General features: G+C 48.9%; 17 protein-coding genes and 1 tRNA gene. 12 read left to right on the forward strand and 6 right to left on the reverse strand.

All coding sequences use genetic code 11. The features are described from left to right. The first annotated feature begins 411 nt into the window (after positions 1-411). Complete coding sequence (locus ACQ6WK_RS08710; protein WP_432796991.1) at positions 412-3,210, forward strand: glycoside hydrolase family 20 zincin-like fold domain-containing protein; 2,799 nt, start codon at positions 412-414, stop codon at positions 3,208-3,210. 57 nt (positions 3,211-3,267) lie between these two features. Here the strand turns inward: ACQ6WK_RS08710 and ACQ6WK_RS08715 are convergent, their stop codons facing one another. The 4 genes from ACQ6WK_RS08715 to ubiE form a co-directional block, all read right to left on the reverse strand. After that, the gene (locus tag ACQ6WK_RS08715) at positions 3,268-4,254 is read right to left on the reverse strand and encodes a helix-turn-helix transcriptional regulator (protein ID WP_432796992.1); all 987 of its coding nucleotides are present in this window, start codon (positions 4,252-4,254) and stop codon (positions 3,268-3,270) included. Between the two features lie 157 nt (positions 4,255-4,411). Continuing rightward, positions 4,412-4,714, reverse strand: coding sequence for a hypothetical protein (locus ACQ6WK_RS08720; protein WP_432796993.1), 303 nt, complete (start codon positions 4,712-4,714; stop codon positions 4,412-4,414). A 406-nt stretch (positions 4,715-5,120) separates the two neighbouring features. Further along, positions 5,121-5,195, reverse strand: a tRNA-Pro gene (locus ACQ6WK_RS08725). A gap of 144 nt (positions 5,196-5,339) precedes the next feature. Beyond that, entirely contained in the window at positions 5,340-6,143 is an 804-nt protein-coding gene (gene ubiE / locus ACQ6WK_RS08730; RefSeq protein ID WP_432796994.1) for a bifunctional demethylmenaquinone methyltransferase/2-methoxy-6-polyprenyl-1,4-benzoquinol methylase UbiE, read from the reverse strand. A gap of 53 nt (positions 6,144-6,196) precedes the next feature. Here ubiE and ACQ6WK_RS08735 point away from each other — a divergent pair, with 53 nt between their 5' ends. After that, the gene (locus tag ACQ6WK_RS08735) at positions 6,197-6,718 is read left to right on the forward strand and encodes a ClbS/DfsB family four-helix bundle protein (protein ID WP_432796995.1); all 522 of its coding nucleotides are present in this window, start codon (positions 6,197-6,199) and stop codon (positions 6,716-6,718) included. Between the two features lie 8 nt (positions 6,719-6,726). On the opposite strand, the gene ACQ6WK_RS08740 is transcribed toward ACQ6WK_RS08735, so the two are convergent. Then, on the reverse strand, positions 6,727-7,596 hold the full coding sequence (locus ACQ6WK_RS08740) for a M48 family metalloprotease (RefSeq protein WP_432796996.1): 870 nt from the start codon (positions 7,594-7,596) through the stop codon (positions 6,727-6,729). A 671-nt stretch (positions 7,597-8,267) separates the two neighbouring features. Between ACQ6WK_RS08740 and ACQ6WK_RS08745 the strand changes: the two genes are divergently transcribed. Continuing rightward, positions 8,268-8,990: a cobalamin B12-binding domain-containing protein gene (locus ACQ6WK_RS08745; protein ID WP_432796997.1), complete on the forward strand. Its 723-nt coding sequence runs from the start codon at positions 8,268-8,270 to the stop codon at positions 8,988-8,990. An 83-nt stretch (positions 8,991-9,073) separates the two neighbouring features. On the opposite strand, the gene ACQ6WK_RS08750 is transcribed toward ACQ6WK_RS08745, so the two are convergent. Beyond that, positions 9,074-10,063 carry a 1-phosphofructokinase family hexose kinase gene (locus ACQ6WK_RS08750; protein ID WP_432796998.1) on the reverse strand — a complete coding sequence of 330 codons (990 nt, stop codon included), beginning with the start codon at positions 10,061-10,063 and terminating at the stop codon, positions 9,074-9,076. A 131-nt stretch (positions 10,064-10,194) separates the two neighbouring features. On the opposite strand from ACQ6WK_RS08750, the gene ACQ6WK_RS08755 reads away from it, so the two are divergent. The 9 genes from ACQ6WK_RS08755 to ACQ6WK_RS08795 all read left to right on the forward strand — a co-directional run bounded on the left by ACQ6WK_RS08755 (position 10,195) and on the right by ACQ6WK_RS08795 (position 19,054). After that, on the forward strand, positions 10,195-10,515 hold the full coding sequence (locus ACQ6WK_RS08755) for a PilZ domain-containing protein (protein WP_432796999.1): 321 nt from the start codon (positions 10,195-10,197) through the stop codon (positions 10,513-10,515). Between the two features lie 164 nt (positions 10,516-10,679). Further along, the gene (locus ACQ6WK_RS08760) at positions 10,680-11,807 is read left to right on the forward strand and encodes a CpaF family protein (protein WP_432797000.1); all 1,128 of its coding nucleotides are present in this window, start codon (positions 10,680-10,682) and stop codon (positions 11,805-11,807) included. Next, a complete protein-coding gene (locus tag ACQ6WK_RS08765; protein ID WP_432797001.1) occupies positions 11,804-12,001 on the forward strand; it encodes a Flp family type IVb pilin in 198 nt (65 codons plus the stop codon). Before ACQ6WK_RS08760 ends, ACQ6WK_RS08765 begins: the two co-directional genes overlap by 4 nt. Positions 12,002-12,086: 85 nt before the next feature. Continuing rightward, complete coding sequence (locus ACQ6WK_RS08770; protein WP_432797002.1) at positions 12,087-12,305, forward strand: hypothetical protein; 219 nt, start codon at positions 12,087-12,089, stop codon at positions 12,303-12,305. A gap of 35 nt (positions 12,306-12,340) precedes the next feature. Then, positions 12,341-12,898, forward strand: coding sequence for a prepilin peptidase (locus tag ACQ6WK_RS08775; protein WP_432797003.1), 558 nt, complete (start codon positions 12,341-12,343; stop codon positions 12,896-12,898). A 40-nt stretch (positions 12,899-12,938) separates the two neighbouring features. Further along, positions 12,939-15,467 (forward strand): protein kinase domain-containing protein, encoded by a 2,529-nt coding sequence (locus ACQ6WK_RS08780; RefSeq protein WP_432797004.1) that lies wholly within the window; start codon positions 12,939-12,941, stop codon positions 15,465-15,467. A gap of 10 nt (positions 15,468-15,477) precedes the next feature. Continuing rightward, the gene (gene cpaB / locus ACQ6WK_RS08785; protein WP_432797005.1) at positions 15,478-16,296 is read left to right on the forward strand and encodes a Flp pilus assembly protein CpaB; all 819 of its coding nucleotides are present in this window, start codon (positions 15,478-15,480) and stop codon (positions 16,294-16,296) included. Positions 16,297-16,337: 41 nt separating this feature from the next. Continuing rightward, entirely contained in the window at positions 16,338-18,197 is a 1,860-nt protein-coding gene (locus tag ACQ6WK_RS08790) for an ATPase, T2SS/T4P/T4SS family (protein ID WP_432797006.1), read from the forward strand. Further along, complete coding sequence (locus ACQ6WK_RS08795) at positions 18,194-19,054, forward strand: type II secretion system F family protein (protein WP_432797007.1); 861 nt, start codon at positions 18,194-18,196, stop codon at positions 19,052-19,054. The genes ACQ6WK_RS08790 and ACQ6WK_RS08795 overlap by 4 nt, the downstream gene beginning before the upstream one ends. The last annotated feature ends 9 nt before the right edge of the window (positions 19,055-19,063 follow it).

Genomic DNA, 19,063 nt, shown 5'->3' on the forward strand with positions numbered 1-19,063 from the left:
CCGCACACCAACACAAATAGGCCCCCTAAGGCAACAATCAAGACAAGTCTTTCAACAGATGAGCACGCGCCCATAAGACTTGAAATTATTGTTATATTGTTATCATTATAACGATAGATACTGCCTATAGCCAGCGATTTAGATAGATATCTCTTCCGCAAGTATTGACTGCTTGAACACTCAACGAGAATTGCCATACAGAAGGCAATGCCTTTCATTCTAGAGAATTAAGAGGGTTTATGCTGCAAAAACCTTCTACACATCTTTGCTTTGGTAATAAGAATGAACTTCAACGACACTGAAAGAAACAATTGAAACTATATTAGATCATTATTATATTATTACATACGTAGCCTCTTTTAAATCACCCCCTCAATGTAAACTCTTCGGTGGATTTCAGGATCACTGTTCATGCAATTCAAAAACATATTCTCCCTTCTTACATTGTTGCTCACACTCACAGCGACTTTCAATACAACCCACGCATCACCATGGGACGTAGATATTGATGCACGCGGGCTGCACGTCAATTACGCTGGCGCTCCCATCATTTGGAAATCGACGCTCTATGTCGTGAAGCCCGGCTGGACCGGTATGGTTTTCCAGCAAGGTATCCGCGAATTCAAAATTGAAAAAACCATTAGGAACGGCAAGTTGAACTTGACCGCCAGTGATGAGAACCATCTATTCAAATCAAAATACAACATTAAAGTTATTAACGATACAACACTCCGTATCACTTACTTCGGCACACCAACTACTGACGACCCTGCTGAGATTGAATGCAATCTTGGATATTTTAATGCCAACCTCTTTGCCAATCGCCCATACACTGCCTACACCAAAGATAGCAGAACACAATCTATCTACCCGGTTTTCCCAACAAACGCCATTCAAGTTGAAAACGACCATAACCCGAATTTTAAAAAGCTTGTTTTTGATACACGCATTGGCAAAATGACAATCGACATCTCAACTGACAGGCAAGTACGTTTTTTTGACGCACGCCTAGATTCACAAGAATGGGCAAAGCCGGTACCTTTAATTTGGTGCGGTGTTGGTGTCCCCGCCAGACCTATTACAAAAAAGCAACCGCTCAAAATTGTGATGACACTTAAGGTCGAGGAAGATCCTGCGAAGCAAGCTCTACCAACCGCAAAAGCATCGATTACTCCAACTCTTAAGCCCATAACCCTTGCCCGAACTTATCCTGAAAAACCACTTTTGATTGTCCCTGAAACAAAAACGCTTCAGCAATCAACTGGCAAACTCAAACTCAATGACACCCTACACCTCTCAATCCAACAACCGGAAGGCGAAACTCGAATCGTAGCCGCCGCGAAGCGCATACTCCAAGATTACGCCAGCATCAAAATTGCAGAAACCATACAGCAAACAGTAAACAACAAGAAAACAATCCTTATCTTAACCAACTCACCTGACACCAAACCCAACCCTTCATTTAACCTTAAAAACAAGTGGTTCCTGAATCCTGAAGGCTATGCCATCTCAATTGATGACGCCGGCATCACAATCATTTCCTCTACCTCTAAAGGCGCATTCTACGGGCTTCAATCATTGCGACAAATTATCGCACGCGGCACCGCTGGCGCCTATGCCCCTAAACTCACCGTCACAGATTACCCAACCATGAAATTCCGTGGAGCACATTGGTTCCCATCGCGTAATGGCGTTCCTTTTCACAAGAAATTGATCGAACGCATCATGGCCGGTCAAAAGATGAACTATGCTGTCATTCAGGTCGACCATTCCCAATGGCTGAGCTTTCCAAAACTTGCGTCTGATCAGGCTGTTCTAAATAGTGACCTCAAAGATTTGGTTAAACTCTGCCGTGAAAATTTCATTGAGCCAATCCCGCTACTTAATGTACCGGGCCATGGACAATGGATGTTCCAAAATGGCCAAAACATGGATATCGCCGAGGACCCACACACACCTTTTGCGTACTGCACAAAAAATCCAAAATCGTATGAATTCATCACAACATTGATGAAAGAAGTGATCGATGTTTTCAAGCCAAACACATTCCACCTTGGCCATGATGAAGTAACAATCCGTGGGCGTTTTCCAAACCCCGAATGTTCATATTGTAAAGACGAAACGGATGAAATCGCAGCATCTCGCCTAACCGCAAACCACTTAGCAAAACTAACGGACTGGCTTAAGCAACGTGACATTAAAACCATGATTTGGGGTGACATGATGCTTCACAAAGGAACGGATGATGCCTTTGAAGCACTCGCATCATCACCAGAAGCAGCAATCTACATGCGCGATCATCTTTCTAAAGACATTACGGTGGCCGATTGGCACTATAACGATCAAGGCAAGTACCCGTCACTCGATCTATTCAAGGGTATGGGCAACGAAGTCGTGGCATGCACGTGGTTTAAACCCATGAATGTCTACCTATATTCTCAAGCTGCGAAAAAAACAGGCGTCAGCGGCGTCATGCAAACAACTTGGTGCGGCTACTACCCAACCGAACACACCATGGAACGTGATTTCTATCAATTTACAGCTTTCATTCTTGCGGCGGAGTATAGCTGGTCTGATCGTATACAAAAACCGTCAGACCTACCGTATACTCCCGGCGATATTTTTAATGCTGCTTATGAACCACGTGATCAGCGACCACAAGATGGCTACACAGTTGACCTCAAACCGGTCCAAACAATCGATCGCAAGCAATGGGTTGGTTTTGCAGAAGGATGGAATATTGCGGCTCTTCCAAAATCGGTTGCAAAATATGAAAGTGTGATCTTTGACACCACGGGGGAAAAAGCACTCGTACTCGGCAACTCAACAATGTCACCCAAGGACGCACTAACCAAACTAACTCTGAATGTTGACAACATCTACGCCAAACATTTGATGTTGCTCAATGCTTCGGTGTGGGATTTACCACGTGATCTATCCATGGCCGATATCACATTTCATTACACCGACGGTTCACATCAGATGGTTCAGCTACAAACAGAAGTGAATTCAGGCGGACTCATGCAAAATTTAAGTATGCGTAAAGCTGAAAAAGCATGGACCGCATCAACACCGGAAGGCCGTGAGATCAAACTTTGGCTCACTGAGGTCGCTAACCCACAGCCGGACAAAACCATCACCGCAATCACTTTCGAGCCTGGCACACCTAAGTCTGGCTGGCTCCTTGCTGGATTGACAATCTTGAAATAAGAAAAACTTATTCGATATCCCCAAACCCTTTGGTTTCAAGGGGTTTTATACATATGATCATATGCGACTTGGCTCGTACCGAGCGACGACTTCTTCGGCCATCTGCTTAACACGATCAGCTAGCTCAGCAGGTTGTTTTACTTCACAGTGCGGCCCCATGCTCATTACCCACCAAACAATCTCATCCAAGCCATCAACTTCACATGTAAACCGCAACCGCCCATCCTCTAACAGCTCAGTTTCTTGCGTTTGATGCCAAACGGTATCCTCAATCGTATCTGCAAATCCAGTATCGAACACAATCTCAACCTGGTATCGCTTATCACCGCGGATCATCCGCCACGCTTGACCGATATGATCTTCCAAAGAGAACCCATCAGGAATTTCATAATTTTGCTCGGTTATCTTCACAGCGCTAAACCGCTGCAGCTTTAAGCAGCGCACCGCATCATGCCCGCCATGCCAACCGTAGACGTACCAGGCACGCTTACCAAAATACAATTTGTATGGCTTAAACAGAAACGACTCGTCGTCACCATTTCCACCCGGCGAATCGTAGACGCACACTAAAGCATGCTTTTGTACAATAGCATCGCGCATTCTTTCATATACATCACGTACCTCATCGCCTTCCGATCGCTTGGCGAGCTTCATTTCAATATGCTCGCTAGCTTGATCAAGTTCTTCGCGCAGACCTGGACTCAGTTGACTTTTGATCTTGAGTACTGCCTTAAATGCGGGTTCAAGAAAAGGGATCTGCTCAGTCTCTGCCAACTGCCCAAGCATGCCGCAAACAGCAAGCCCTTCCTCATAAGTTAGCTCGATTGGCTGCATGAAAAAATCGCCATCAATCTCATAACCACCATGCACATGGTTAAATTCAATCGGAATATTCGATTGTTTCATCACATCAATATCACGATAGATCGTCCGCTCTGTCAGATCGAACATCTTTGAAAGCTTTTCGACATTCAATCCCCTAGTACTGCGAATCGCGACAAACAGATCGAACAGGCGATAAAAACGTGAATAGTCTTTGCTCATGAAACCCTCTAGGAAAAATTTGCGATCATAGCAATATCATACCAACGATACATGAAATCATAAATCTTCACATGATCAGTACGACATGATCTTAAAATTGATTCTGAAGGCTAGGAAATGCCCCCCCACCACATAAAAGGCCGCTTACACCATGACATTACCCATCTACACTAAGCTCAAGAATATCGCGGCCATAATCCTCACTCACCGACACGCGCCGATGTTCAACCTTAGACTCCGGCAACATCTCCGCCAACTTTTCGATCAAATCTTCGCAAATACCCGTCTCAAAAACAGCTTCGCCATGACGTAGTACACGCAACGTGGCGTATTCGTTCAGGATTGCGAACTGGCGATTACGATCGCTACATACAAGTTCGATATCAAATGGTTTAAGTACCCGGTTGGCATCTTCTACCCCATGCCGACTTTTAAGCGCTCGACTGTCTAACGTCTGCATTTTTATACCCCAATCATCTTGATCATGCGGCGATAAGCGCGCTCGTGATTGCAAATATTGTCAACCACAGCGGCCACTGAATCCAAAGCAGTGATGTAACAAAAAACGTCACAACCCCAGTTCGCCGGTACGATGAAATTTGAAATGCTTAACACTAATCAATGAGCATCAAAAAGATCTGATTCGAGATAGCACACACAACCCATCCAACGACCGGCAATCATTCTTCGCCTATTTTATCAGACACGGCTATCTTTTGGCAAGGATATTATGCCAGTCACAACGGCTGGTTCAACACCACGCCATATTAGCTATTCACCATTTTCTAATCAGCGCTTAGATCATTTCAAACTCATTCGCCACATCAGATTTAGGCATAAAAAAAGCCGCATATTGCGGCTATCAATCGGGGTGAGAGGATTCGAACCTCCGACCTCACGCCCCCCAGACGTGCGCTCTAACCAAGCTGAGCTACACCCCGAACCTCTAGTCTCATGACTGAGCCACACAGTTTAGCTGCTCTCTCACTTTTGGGCAAGTAAGAACAACTACGAGCAAATCTATGCAACATAATCAGTTATGTTTCTTTTGTGGTTTTCAACCAAACCGCGATATTTTGTGATATTCAGGCAGAAGACGGCAGTTTTTCGCCTCGATAGCATATCGCCACGCCAAAGGTCATTGCAGTCGGCTTGATCGATTCGAATCCAGCATCTGCCATCTTCCGCACCATCGCTTCGCGGTCAATAAACGTGTTCACGCTCATCGGCAGATACTTGTATGCACCGGATTTATCCCGCGCGATGATAGTTGCGGTCCACGGCATGATGTGCTTAAAGTAAAAATTATATAGCCCACACAGAAGCCGATTGCGCGGCAAAGAAAACTCCAGAATACACACACATCCACCGGGCTTCAGCACCCGGTAAAACTCTTGGATTGCAACTTCTGGTAATGTCACATTCCGAATCCCAAATGCAATCGTTACTGCATCCACTGATGCATCAGCAAGCGGCAATCGCATCGCATCGCCAACTTGATACGACAGCGCATCCATCACTTTGCCACCACTGACCAGCTTGTCCTTTTTATGCACTGCAACCCGTAGCATATTCTCGGTGAAGTCCACGCCAACGACACGCCCCGCTCCGTTTTTCAGAAATGCTTCTGACAAGTCACCCGTCCCGCAAGCAACATCAAGTACTGTCGCGCCCGGTTGTAGCTTGGCAAGCTTGACCGTTTTGCGCCGCCATGCTTGATCCTGCCACATCGAATGTACTCGGTTGTTCAAATCATACGATTTGGCGATCGCGGCAAACATCTGTTCCACTCGGCGGGCCTTGTCGGCGGCTTCGTGTGGACTGCTTTTCAGATCTTGGCTTGTCCAGGCGGGCTCGGTCATGTGCAGGAGGATAGCAGATCCATCCATGATGGGAAAACATGATCTGCTCGTTCAAAGCATGTTTCAGATAGAATACGAATATGCCCCTGCCCACATCCAAATCTGAATTGCTGAAAAATCTGCAGCAGGCCTATGAAAAACTCGACGGCGAATTTGATGGTATGGATGAATCGGCAGGGCGAATTTGTGAGATCTCCGCTGCGGGCGAGACAACTTGCAGTATCTGCGATGTGCTGGCGTATCAGATCGGCTGGGGTGAATTACTGCTTAGCTGGGATAAACATGAAAAGGCGAACAAAACTGTTCATATGCCTGCCAAAGGATTCAAGTGGAACCAGCTCGGCGAATTAGCGGCTCATTTTTACGATAAGCACACAGACCATTCGCTCAAACAATTGCGATCAAAATTCAAACGAACATACAACAAGCTTTATCAATGGATTGAATCGCTCAGCGATGATGAACTATTCTCTATCGGCATGCGTGAGTGGACCGGTGACAAATGGCCGATGGTCAAATGGATTCAGGTTAATACGGTTGCACCGTACCAATCCGCACGCACCAAAGTACGCCGGTTCAAACGTGATCACATCAAAATATGACGTGGGGCTTATTGCTTCTTTTTGATCGGCGGCAGTTTTGCAAGCTCATCCAAGACATTGGTTTTGTAGCTCTCTGCATCAAAACGGTATCGCCCGGTCTGATTGTAATCCGGGTACTTCTTCTGGATATAGGCTTGCAATTCTTTGATGCGGGTTTCGGGAACAGGGTGGGTTGAGAGGAATTCAATGGACCCGCCGCCAGCTTCTTCTCGCTTGAAGATTTCCATGACTTGGACTTGTGCTTCGGGGTTGTAACCGAGCTTGGTCATATAGCGTAATCCTAAGCGATCTGATTCAAGTTCATGATTGCGTGAAAATGCGAGCAGCGCCACACCACCTCCAACGGAGGTACCAATACCGAGCGCCTTAAGCCAATCTTCGTCCGCAGCTTCACCAGCAATAGCAATGCCGATACCGAGGCCTGTCACAATTTGAGATTGCAGGATACGGTCATTGATATGCCTAGCAGTCACGTGGCCAACTTCATGCCCAAGGATGCCGGCAAGCTGCGCTTCGTTATCGAGCTTTGAGAGCAAACCGCGAGTCACGAAAACCTTCCCGCCGGGGAGCGCAAAAGCGTTAATCACTTCAGAATTCGCGACTTTAAATTCCCATTCCAATTCCGGATTTTCCGAGACCGCTGCGAGCTTATGCCCGAGATCTGAAACGTAGGTCTGTATGTGTTGCGAAGGGATCGGCCCACCAAACTCCTGCAGAAACTCCGGAGCAGCTTTATTCCCTAAAGCTTGTTCCTGCTCTGGGCTAATCGCATTGAATTGCGATCGGCCAGTGGCTTTGTTCGTGGTGCAAGCAGTTAACACACACAACGCTGCAATCAACAACATTATTTGAATCACGTTTTTAGACAGGATCGGCATTGGCGGCCCCTCAAAAATGGTAGCGAATCTCTCGACATCAATATGATACCGTGAGATCAAACGATCCGGGCAAAAATCGCGATCTCAACCAGCGACATACGTGGGCAAATACCAAGGAACATGCCAATCATGATGCTGCTACCGATCAGGCAAAACATAGTGCCCGTTTTTCCATGAAAAAAGTTTGTTCCAGCCACAATTATTTTGTTTGCTTATCGGGTGCGGCCTAAGCGCTAAGTGGAAGAACAAGGTCTGTAAACACTTGTTTTCAGAGCAGTTATCGGTGATGTTTTTGAGGGTTCGTCCCCCATTTCAACCCCGTTTCAGGGGAGAATCTGTGGATAAATTGACCAACACAATCACTAAAAACATATCCGGACCTAGCGGTGGACTTAGGGAAAGGTGAGTGGAGAAAAAGCACACATCAGATCGATGAATATTGGGTCAAGATGACAAGATCACGATCGAAGGAACGGTCAGGATCTCACCGCCTCAAAAAGCCCGGCGTCAGACACGCTGGAAACATATTTGAGGCACACCTTCGGAAGAATCATTCCGGGGGCCGGGAAAATCGGGCAAGCGGAAGCAACAAGGACGTTCGCACCGCTGGCACAGAACATGGCGTTTTGTGTCACGTTAAGTGTAAACGAATTGATCGGAGTGATCGTCCTATGGCAAGCCGTCGCAGCAATGTACTTCAAGAGCGTTTCTTCAATTGTCTTATCAGTGGTGACCGCCACGCTTCCCGCGAAATCGTCAGTCAGGCGATAGATGAAGAAGCCTCAGCAGAAATCATTATGTCTCACCTGTTCTGGCCGACGACGGAGATGTTGCAAAACCTCCACCGTAACGACCAGCTCAGCTCTCTCTCTTATCACTATGCGACCCGTTTGCTACGTAGTCTCGTTGACCAGATGCAACTGCGTCTGGAAAAACGCAACGAGCGTAACGAAACAATCCTGCTCGTATGTGGCGAGGAAGAATCAGAAGAGCTTGCCGCACAAATGGCAGCCGACCTTCTTGAAGCTGATGGCTACAAAGTCTTCTTCGCTGGCGGCGGTGTCGCTAACGATGAAGTCGTCGAACAACTCGGCGAACTCAAAGCCGACAAGCTTGTAATCTATGGCGCGATCCCGGCAACGGTTCCGCAGACAAGATTACTGATTGATCGCCTTCACGAAATTGGTGTGTGTCCTCAAGTACAGATCATTGTTGGCGGCGGCGTATTTAACCGTGCTGATGGTCTTGCTGAAGAAATCGGCGCCGACCTTTGGGCGAAGACGCCTTCGGAACTCGTACAGGTAATGGGCGACCGCCCTGAACGTCGCATGACCGAAGATCAGCGCACCGTTGGCCGCAAACGTCGCGCAACTGCTACACAAGAAGCGGCTTAATACGCTATAAAGCAAGTACAAAACAAAAACCGCTGCTTCGCCCGAGGCTGCGGTTTTTTATGTCTGCTCACATTGATGTGTCATCAAATCTTCACAACCTGCGTTCTGGTTTCAAGCTCAGCGACCAATGATAATTCATACTCTGCTACGCCAGGCTCCATCGCATTCGCAGTCGCCAGAGCCAATGCCCGCCGCAAAACTTCTTCAGGCTCAGCATCTCGCATCTGCCCATCAATCATCCCCGCCAACATCGTATCGCCGCACCCCACTGTGTTCTGAACTTCTTCACTTAACACATCACACCGGCCCCGCCACGCAGCGCCATCCGGCGAAATCATGATTGCACCCCCCTCACCCAGCGTCACCACCACCCATTGCACTACACCCGCAATCTGTTTGGCTGCGGCTACAATCTCATCTTCACTCTGTAATGAACCGATCCCCAGCATTTCTTCCAACTCATGAAGATTTGGCTTCACCATAAAAAATGGCTTCGTTTCAGCATGATCGCCTGTGCCGATCTGTACCAGTGATTTGAGTACGTCGCCATCCACATCCAATACTACCTGCGAACCGGCACTAATTGCTACATAAACCAGCGTATTGTAATCCGTCACCGTCATGCCAGGCGGCAATGATCCTGAAAATACAATCATCGTTCCTTGTCGAGCGAGCAAGCCCACCTTGGAAATGATCCGCCCACTGACATGCTCACTGATCTCGTAGCCTTCTGTGCGTATATGCGTATCGGTATGATTCACAGGGTCCAGCACGGTGATGTTCTCACGAGTCGCACCGCGCACCGCAAGAAGCTGATTGTTAATCCGACCGGGCTTAATGCTGCGCAAAAACTCGTTGTATTCCGCTGCGTGCGTTTCACCGATATAGCCCGTTGCCACGTTTTGCCAGCCCAACCTTGCCAGTGTCCGCGAGACATTGATCCCCTTCCCTGCGGGGTATCTGAGCTTCTGATTGGCTCGTACATGTCCACCCACAGCAAAATTATCTGCCTCCAGCACACGGTCGATGGCGGTATTCAACGTCACGGTCACGATAGAAAGTTCTTTGCCCATATCGAAAGGTATTATCGCACTTTCCGGCTTCTAGAGCCATTTTATCGGAGGCAGTTCTTGATCCACACCCCTCGGATAACCGATACAGATGATACAGATTCGTAGGGTCCAGTTACGAAAAGAGGTCGGTTATGCACAGTTCTGAACGTCGTCGTGATTTACGCATCCGTATCGCACGCTCCGTGAAAATGCTCAACACTCTGACAGGCAAATATGTCGCAGGCAAAACACTCAATGTCTCCGCAGGCGGTGCTATGATGGTTTTTGATCGCACTGCCAAGCTCTCCCCAGGGCAACGTGTCGATATCGGCATTTCCCGCGATGCCCACGACGTCCTTCTTGCCAAAAACGATATGATGCACGCCACAGTCATCCGCAGCGAAACGCAAGCAGACAGCATCAAAATTGCTGTGGCATTTAACGAAAGACGCACAAACAGCGCTGCAGCCTAACCACAAGATGGTTTTTTCTTGCCATAGCAGCTATCCGTGTGTTATACCAATGTTTAGAGCTTTTCTTCCCCACCTGTCGCAGCCTTCTCGTCCCGCGAGATACCAAGCTACGACACATTGATTTTCACACCCAAAGTTTGGTCTCCACGAAGTGATTGGTCGCCATGAACGCCAGACAAATCTTCGAAAAAACGATCCGCCATTATCTTAAGCCGATCATGGTTTATCTGAATGATCCCTCGGTCGCAGAAATCATGGTCAACCGTTATGACGAGGTTTATGTTGAGATTAATGGCGCATTAGAGCTTACCACCGCACGTTTCACTGACCCTGAAATGTACGAAGCAGCGATCAACAATATCCTTCAATTTACAGGACAATCGTTCACCAGCGATAAATCACTTATCGATGCAAGACTCCCGGATGGATCACGTGTACACGTTGCAAAAGCACCCTGTACCCGCCACAGCACGGTCATGACCATCCGTAAGTTCAGCAAGAAGATGCTGGACATGGATTATCTGGTCGAGCTTGGCTCATTGACTGAACAAGCGCGTGACTTTCTACAAACCACCATCGTGGCTGAACAGAATATGCTTGTCGTTGGCGGCACAAGCTCTGGCAAAACATCGCTCCTCAACGCGCTTTCTTCCTACATTCCGCGCGGCCAGCGCATTGTGGTCATCGAAGATTCAGCTGAACTACAACTACAACAACAGCACGTGGTCTCCATGGAAACCAAAGCACCAGATCGCTATGGTCGCGGCGGCGTGCCCATCCGCGAACTCTTCCGCTCTTCACTCCGCCTTCGTCCCGACCGCATTATCATCGGTGAAGTCCGCGGCGGTGAAGCGCTCGACATGATCCAAGCCATGACATCAGGTCACGGCGGATCCATGGGCACACTCCACGCCAACAATCCCGTCGATGCTCTCAACCGTCTCGAAACCATGGCCATGATGAGTGAAGTCGAATTGCCTTTGCTTGCACTCCGCAGCCAAGTCGCATCGGCCATTGATTTGGTGGTACAGATGTCCCGTCATGCCGGCGGCCGCAGATTAGTCACGCAAATTACCGAAATTGGCCCCCTAGGCAACGACGGACGCCACACCTACGAAGATATCTTTGTGCTGAACGATGAAGCGTGCAATCAAAACGGAACTGATACGTTTAACCTCAAGTGGACCGGCAAAAAGTCCGCATTGGCGGGTAAACTAAGCCCAGACCATATTTCAAATCTGCCTGAAAGCATTGTAGGCATATTTGAAACCGAACAGGTGGAGACCGCATGAAAAACCGATCGAGCATCTTGGCCGCTTACTTCAAGCGATTGCTGCATGATGAATCTGGTGCATCCACCCTTGAATGGACGCTGATCGTTGGCACAATCATCTTGCCGTTCTATGCCATGATCCATTTTTCGTTGGACATCCTGGTTGCGTACTACCAAGTCTCCATGGATCTCGTTGGTTTGCCATTCCCCTGAAAAAACTTCTTTTTACAGCATGAGATGAAATCTATATCCAGCAACACCGTCTCTCTGTAAGAAGACCTTCATAAGGACACGCGATATGTTAAACCTATTCTCAAAAATAGCCATTAAAATCCCTCGTAATCTCAAGGGATTGCATAGTGATCAGCGTGGTGCAGAGAGTATTGAAAAGCTTCTGATCATCGGACTTATTGCATTGCCCCTGCTCATTCTGCTTGTCTGGTTCCGCAACGAAATCGCAACCTATATGAGAGATAAGTGGACTGATGTCCAAGAAGACGCAGACGTTGATCCCTGATCAGAATGAAAGCATGCCCACCTAACGAGGATGAGATGAACTTGATTCCAATCATAGCCTATGCACTTGTTGTCGCCGTTGCGATTGCCGCCGCGGTGATGGACCTGCGTACAGGATTGGTCTACAACAAGCTCACTTACACCACCATCATCCTTGCCCTTATTTTCTGGGCTATCGCAGCACACTTTGGCAGCCCCATTGGATTACCACAGGCAATCATTGGCTTGCTCGCTGCACTAATCCCATATGCCCTCATGTTTGCTCTCGGCGGGCTTGGCGGCGGAGATGTTAAACTCATGGCAGCCCTTGGCGCCCTCAGCGCTTCGTGGGAATTCGTTCTTGCCACTTCTATCTATGCCATGATCGTTTCGTTGATCATGGCTTTTATCGTCATGGCTAAAAAGAAAATCATCAAGCAAACCTTCAATCGCATTTTTACGGCACTCCTGTTTGCGCAAGCAGGTTGCGCCCCAGCGAAAATGCAACCGCTCGCACGATTACCTTTCGCACTAGCTGTTGCCGTTGCTGCAACCATCGCAGGGCTCGAATATATCATCGGATGGCAATCGCCGTGGTCTTGGCTAGGGCCATAATCACCAATTCCAAACAAGCACAACACACCGACGATTCATTATGAACGACGCATCACAACCCCCAAATAACAGCACACAACAACTACGCACCGGCGAACGTATCGGCCCCTACACCATCACTGAACAGATTGGCTCTGGCGGCAGTTCTATCACTTACAAAGCCAAAGATACGCTGCTCAATCAAACCGTCGCCATCAAACAAATTCTTGTCGACCCTGCCACCGATGACGAAGCGTTCCGCGCACGCATCCAAAATGAAATCCAACTCCACAAGAAGCTCACCGAAGATCACAGCGACAGACTCGTTCAACTTATCAACATGATCTCCGAGCCGCGCGGCATCTTTATCGTCATGGAGTACATCGACGGCCCATCTCTTGAGCAAATCCTCCAACTCGCACCGGACCCCATGCCACTCAAGCAAGCGCTCGGCATCATTGCCGCTACCGCACTTGCACTGAAACACATCCACGACAGTGGCATCATCCACCGCGACCTCAAACCTGCCAACATTCTCTTGCCTAGAACAGGCGGCTTAAAAATCACCGACTTCGGCATCGCAACCACGATCGCTGATCAACAAACGCTCTCGCTCGGTACCGCACGATACATGTCACCCGAAATGTTTGAAGAAGCACCGCTCGATCAACGGGCCGATCTTTATGCGCTCGGTCTGATCGCCTACGAGATGGTCATCGGCCGAACCAATTTCGAGCAAGCCTTCAAGTCAATCCTGCGCGACAATCGCAACCAGGCACTACGGTGGATTAAATGGCACACTAATCCCCGTGCTGCCGCACCCACTGCTAGAACATTCCTCCCTGATATCAAACCAGAAGTCGATGAGATGATCACTCGCCTGATGGAAAAAGATCTGAATAAGCGTATCCCTAATGCTGATGCGCTCATGGAAGTGATCCGCGCCCATTACGTCGAACCTCCCACTGCAACCAATGTCGCCGTACCACAAGCCGGTGAAATCAGTACCACACCAGCAGCTGATACCGCTCCCCTACCCCGTAAAAGCAATCTCACAAAAACACTGATCATCGCCGCAGCTTGCGTACTACTTCTAGGAGGCGGGGTCGGCACTGCGTTATACATTCAGGATCGCAACGAACATCAACGCAAAATCGATTACACGATGTCCGTACTTCGTGAAGCTGAAGATCTATACAAGAACGGACAGTTCACAAATACACTTGATCACTATCAACTGATCATTGACCGCTGGCCCACAGATTCACGTTACTACAAAGCCGCCAAGGCACGCCGCAACCGATCGGAAGGACAAATTGCACTTGCAAATGGTGATTATGACACAGCCATCACCGCCTTTGATGCTGCCGCGACTTTCATGAAAGATGATCGCCATCTACTTGAAGCATTGATTACGGAAGTCAAACAGCGCCGTGATTTTGAGCAAGCCATCGCCAGTATCGAAACAAGCATCGATAGCAATCAGTTCGCCAAGGCCAGAGATACCATCGCGCAATGGCGAGAACTACATCTCACAGAAACAGAGAGTGCGCAGATCCATGAACTCGAAACCCGCTTGCAAGATCAAATCGAACAGCAGCGTGTTGCTAAACTAATTGCTCGCGCGAATGAACTCGTCGCTCTCGGGCAACGTGACCTTGCGATCAAAGAACTCAAAACAGCGATCGAAGACATGTCCAGCCGCCGTTTGCGTCAGCAGTATGATCATTTAATCGCAAACGCCGCTTATGAACTCGCTATCACACAAGCAGAAACACTTGAAGCTGAAGGCAATATCCCCGGTGCGCTCAATGCCTACCTCAAGGCTTACAGCATCCGCAAATCTGAGAAACTCGACAACATCATCGCTGCGATGAAAAGCCGTGCAGAACTCGCCAAAGCTGTCGCCTTTATCGAAGACGGTGACTACGTACAAGCCAAAGAAACACTACATCGCTCGTTGGGTTACCAAGACAACCCGCAAGCTCACCGCTTGCTCGACCGCATTGAAACCACCAGTCAATATGCTTCTTTTGTACTCGAAGGCGACAAAGCCTTTGATCTCGGCAACTATAAAAGTGCGATCAATCATTACAACAACGCTATCCGCAAAGAACCCACCGATGAAGCTCGCCAGAAATATGATGAATCACGCACACGACTGCTCATCAAGGCTGGTCTTGACGCAATTGAAACACGCCACTTGGCCAAAGCTGAACAATATCTCAACGAAGCAACTAAAATTCTTCCTGCTCATCCGCAACTTGCTGCAGCCAAAATGCAACTGCAAACCCTCACCAGCTATATGCGATATCTCGCAAAAGGTGATGAATTCCGGCAACAAAGTCGCTTCGCAGATGCCAAACTTAACTACCGCAAAGCGATGAAGAAAATGGACACCCCTGAAGTCCAACAACGTCTCGATGAAACCGAGTTCGACCATCTTGTCGCCCAAGCTCGCAGCTACATGACCAGCGGCAATTACAAAACCGCACGTTCCATCGTTGAGATTGCCATGGAAATTAAATCCAGTACAACGCTCACCAAGATGTATAACGAGATCAACGAGAAAATCGACGATCAATCCTGAAAGTATCCGCATGAATACAAACTCCCCAACCAACACATCCTCAGCACAACAGCAAGGCAGCACCAAGCTCGTCATCGTTGCCGTTGTTTTGGCACTAGTGGTGACACTATTGAATTTTTTGTACATCCAAGCTGAACGTAAAAAAGTGAGCGAACAAACTGTCACGGTTTATCGTTTTAAGCGCCCCATGAAAGCTGGCGACACTGTTTCTCCCGACGATCTCCGTGCGTCGCCACTCCCCAAAAGCTATCAATCCTCTTTCAGCGAAGCCTACGTCGATGAAACCGGCAAAGATGATGTACTCATGACCGCAGATGGCCGTCGACTCGTGCGACCTGTCCGTGAAAATGAAGTGCTCTCCAGCTCGGTCTTCACAGATCAGGCCTACGACCGCATCGATCAAAAAATTGCGGTCGGCAAACGCCTTATAGCGCTACCAGTCAATCACAAAACGCTCCCGGCTGTGTTACGCCCCGGCATGTACGTCGATATCGAAGCCCCCTTCGCAAGACGTAACCGCGGCGTCAGTGTTCTGCCCGTCATGGAATATGTCCGTGTCTTAGCAGTCGGCAAAAAAAGCATCCTTGACGAAAAAGCTGAAACCAGCGGCAAGCTTTCTCGCCTCGGCAGCTACTCCACCATTAGTATCGAAGTCACCCCCGAACAGGCAACACAGTTCTCACGCATCCAGCGCATCGCCACCGGAGCATTTGAGTTGCACCTTCGCCCACCTAGCGACCGCGAACGCCCTAAGATCGTCGACGGCGGTATCAATCCCAATGTCATCGAACTACTTAGCCAAGCCACACCCACAACTGCGTCCCGTTAAGACAACCACATCACCACCCGACCACCCCACGAAACACGCTTATGATTTTTTGGATTTACGACCACAGCACCAACTCACGTACCGCTTTCGAAACCGATAGCGAAACGATTACTATTGGTCGTAACGATCAATGTACACTCTCGCTCAAAAGCCCGTTCGTTGCCAAAACCCACGCATGTATCCGCCTCAAAGGCAATCAGCTTTTTGTTGAATCATTGTCCCATGCCGGCACGCGCGTTCAGAACCGCGAGATCGATAAAGGCAAGCCCACCCGCATTGACTTCGGCGACGAGATTCAAATCGGACAATTCTCCATTGCTCCTGTCGGCCAAAAGCAAACCACCGAGGCTGAACAAAAAAACGAAGAACGCCACCAAGAGCTCATGGCCTTCGAGCAACAAATCCACGCGCAAGTTCTCGACCGCATGAATCTCCGTGTCACGGGCCACATCAATAAATCCGATAGCCATTACACCCAGCAGATCATTCAACACCTTTATGATCTACTTCAAAACAATATCGCATCACTCCCCGATGATCTCATCCAACACACCTGTCACATCCACCTCGCTCGTCTCGTTACCGCTGAAGTCGTCCGTCAATGCCAAGGACATATCCAGACCGAATACAAAAATCTCGATCAATCGCGCCTTGATCAAACCAAAGAAAATGCGATTCACGACTTAATTGCCTCCATTGTCGACATGATGCCGCTGCTTTTTGATCCCACCAGCGTCACCGATGATCTAGCCGTTGCAGATGAAGCTTATGACGATCTTTTTGCGCAGCACTATCCCAGCATCAGCCAGTCCCTCCGTCAATACATTGTGCAACGCACCGTTGCCAAGGACATCCTCGACATTCTTTTTGGACTTGGTCCTCTACAAGACCTCCTCGAAATGCCCTCGGTCAGTGAAATCATGGTCGTCGGCAAAAACCAGATCTATATCGAGAAGAACGGCGTCATCCAACCCACCACACGCAACTTTTTCTCAGACGAAATCCTCCTTTCCATCATCGAACGCATCCTCGCTCCGGTTGGTCGACGTGTCGACACCTCTGTTCCGCTTGTAGACGCGCGCCTCCCTGATGGCTCTCGCGTCAACGTCGTCATCAACCCGCTTTCACTTGTCGGCCCGTGCGTTACCATCCGAAAATTCGGCTGGGTCCCCTTCACCATGGACGACCTCATCGACCGGCATACCATCAGCGAACAATGTGCGTCATTCTTACAAAGCTGCATCATTGGCCGCAAAAACATTATCATCTCCGGCGGCACCGCATCCGGTAAAACCACACTCCTCAATGTCCTTGCCACCTATGCCCGACCCAGTGAACGCATCATCACCATCGAAGAATCTGCTGAACTTCGTCTACCGCAACCACATGTGGTTTCACTCGAAGGCCGCCCCGCCAATGTCGAAGGACACGGCGCCTTTACCATCCGTGAACTCGTTCGTAACGCGCTCCGTATGCGGCCTGATCGCATCATCGTCGGCGAAGTCCGCGGCGCGGAGGCACTCGATATGCTACAAGCCATGAACACCGGCCACGATGGCTCACTCTCCACGCTACACGCCAACACACCACTCGATTCTTGCAAGCGTCTCGAAACTCTCGTGCTCATGGGTATCGACATGCCTATCCGTGCCATCCGCGAACAGATCGTCAGCGCTGTCGACCTGGTTGTACAGGTCGCTCGCTTTGCCGACGGTTCACGCCGCATCACACATATCTCCGAAATGGCTGGCATTGATCGTGAAACCGGTGAAATTCTCATGGAAGATGTCTTTACACTTGCCGATCCAAAACAATCCCGCCTCCGACATTCTGGCTACCTCCCTTCATTTGCCGAAGACATGATCGCACGCAAGCAGCTCGAAGTGGAGGTCTTCCTATGACCAACACCAACCTTTACATACTCCTTAGCATCAATCTTATCCTCACCTTTACTTGCGTCTATCTCTTGATTAGATACGGTTATCAACCTGCAAAAAAACTTTGGCTCAAGCAGGAACGCTCCTATGAAAATGCACTCTGCAAGCAACTACTCCTTGACGTCAATCCCCGGCACATGATGTTCGGCACCGGCGCCATGATCCTCTTTGCATTCCTCTTCGGCTTAGTCGCCCTTGAGAATGTTGTCGCAGCCATGATCCTTGCCGCATGTTCTCTGCTTCTCCCAGCCATCATCACCAACCATCTAGAATACAAGCGTAAAAAAAAGCTCGAAAGCCAACTTATCGATGGCCTCACCACACTTTCCTCAGGCGTCCGTGCGGGACTTAATCTCGTACAGAGCATGGAACTGCTCGTCGCCAATCATACCGGCCCAATCCAACAAGAATTCTCACAACTCCTACGTGAATACCAAATGGGTCTAGATCTCAACCAGGCCATGCGTAACACTACCACCCGCATCAGCTCGCCACTCTACCGCCTAGTCTTCACCGCCATCGAGATGCATCGCAAACGCGGTGGCAACACAAGCCACAGCCTTGATCGTATCTCAGAATCCGTCCGCGAAATCTACAGACTTGAAGGCAAACTTGATGCCATCACCGCACATGGACGCTTCCAGGCCATCATGATGAGTATCATGCCTTTCGTCTTCATCACCATGCTCTATTTTGCAGATTCCGAGGGCGTTACCATGCTTTTCACTGACGCCGTCGGCCGCATTATCCTCATCTGCATTATTTGCTTGATGTTCGTTTCATTCCTCTGGATTAGAAAAATCCTCAGCGTCGACATCTAATCCACGCAT

Origin of the sequence: Poriferisphaera sp. WC338, assembly GCF_050931845.1 — a bacterium.
Classification (GTDB): domain Bacteria; phylum Planctomycetota; class Phycisphaerae; order Phycisphaerales; family Phycisphaeraceae; genus Poriferisphaera.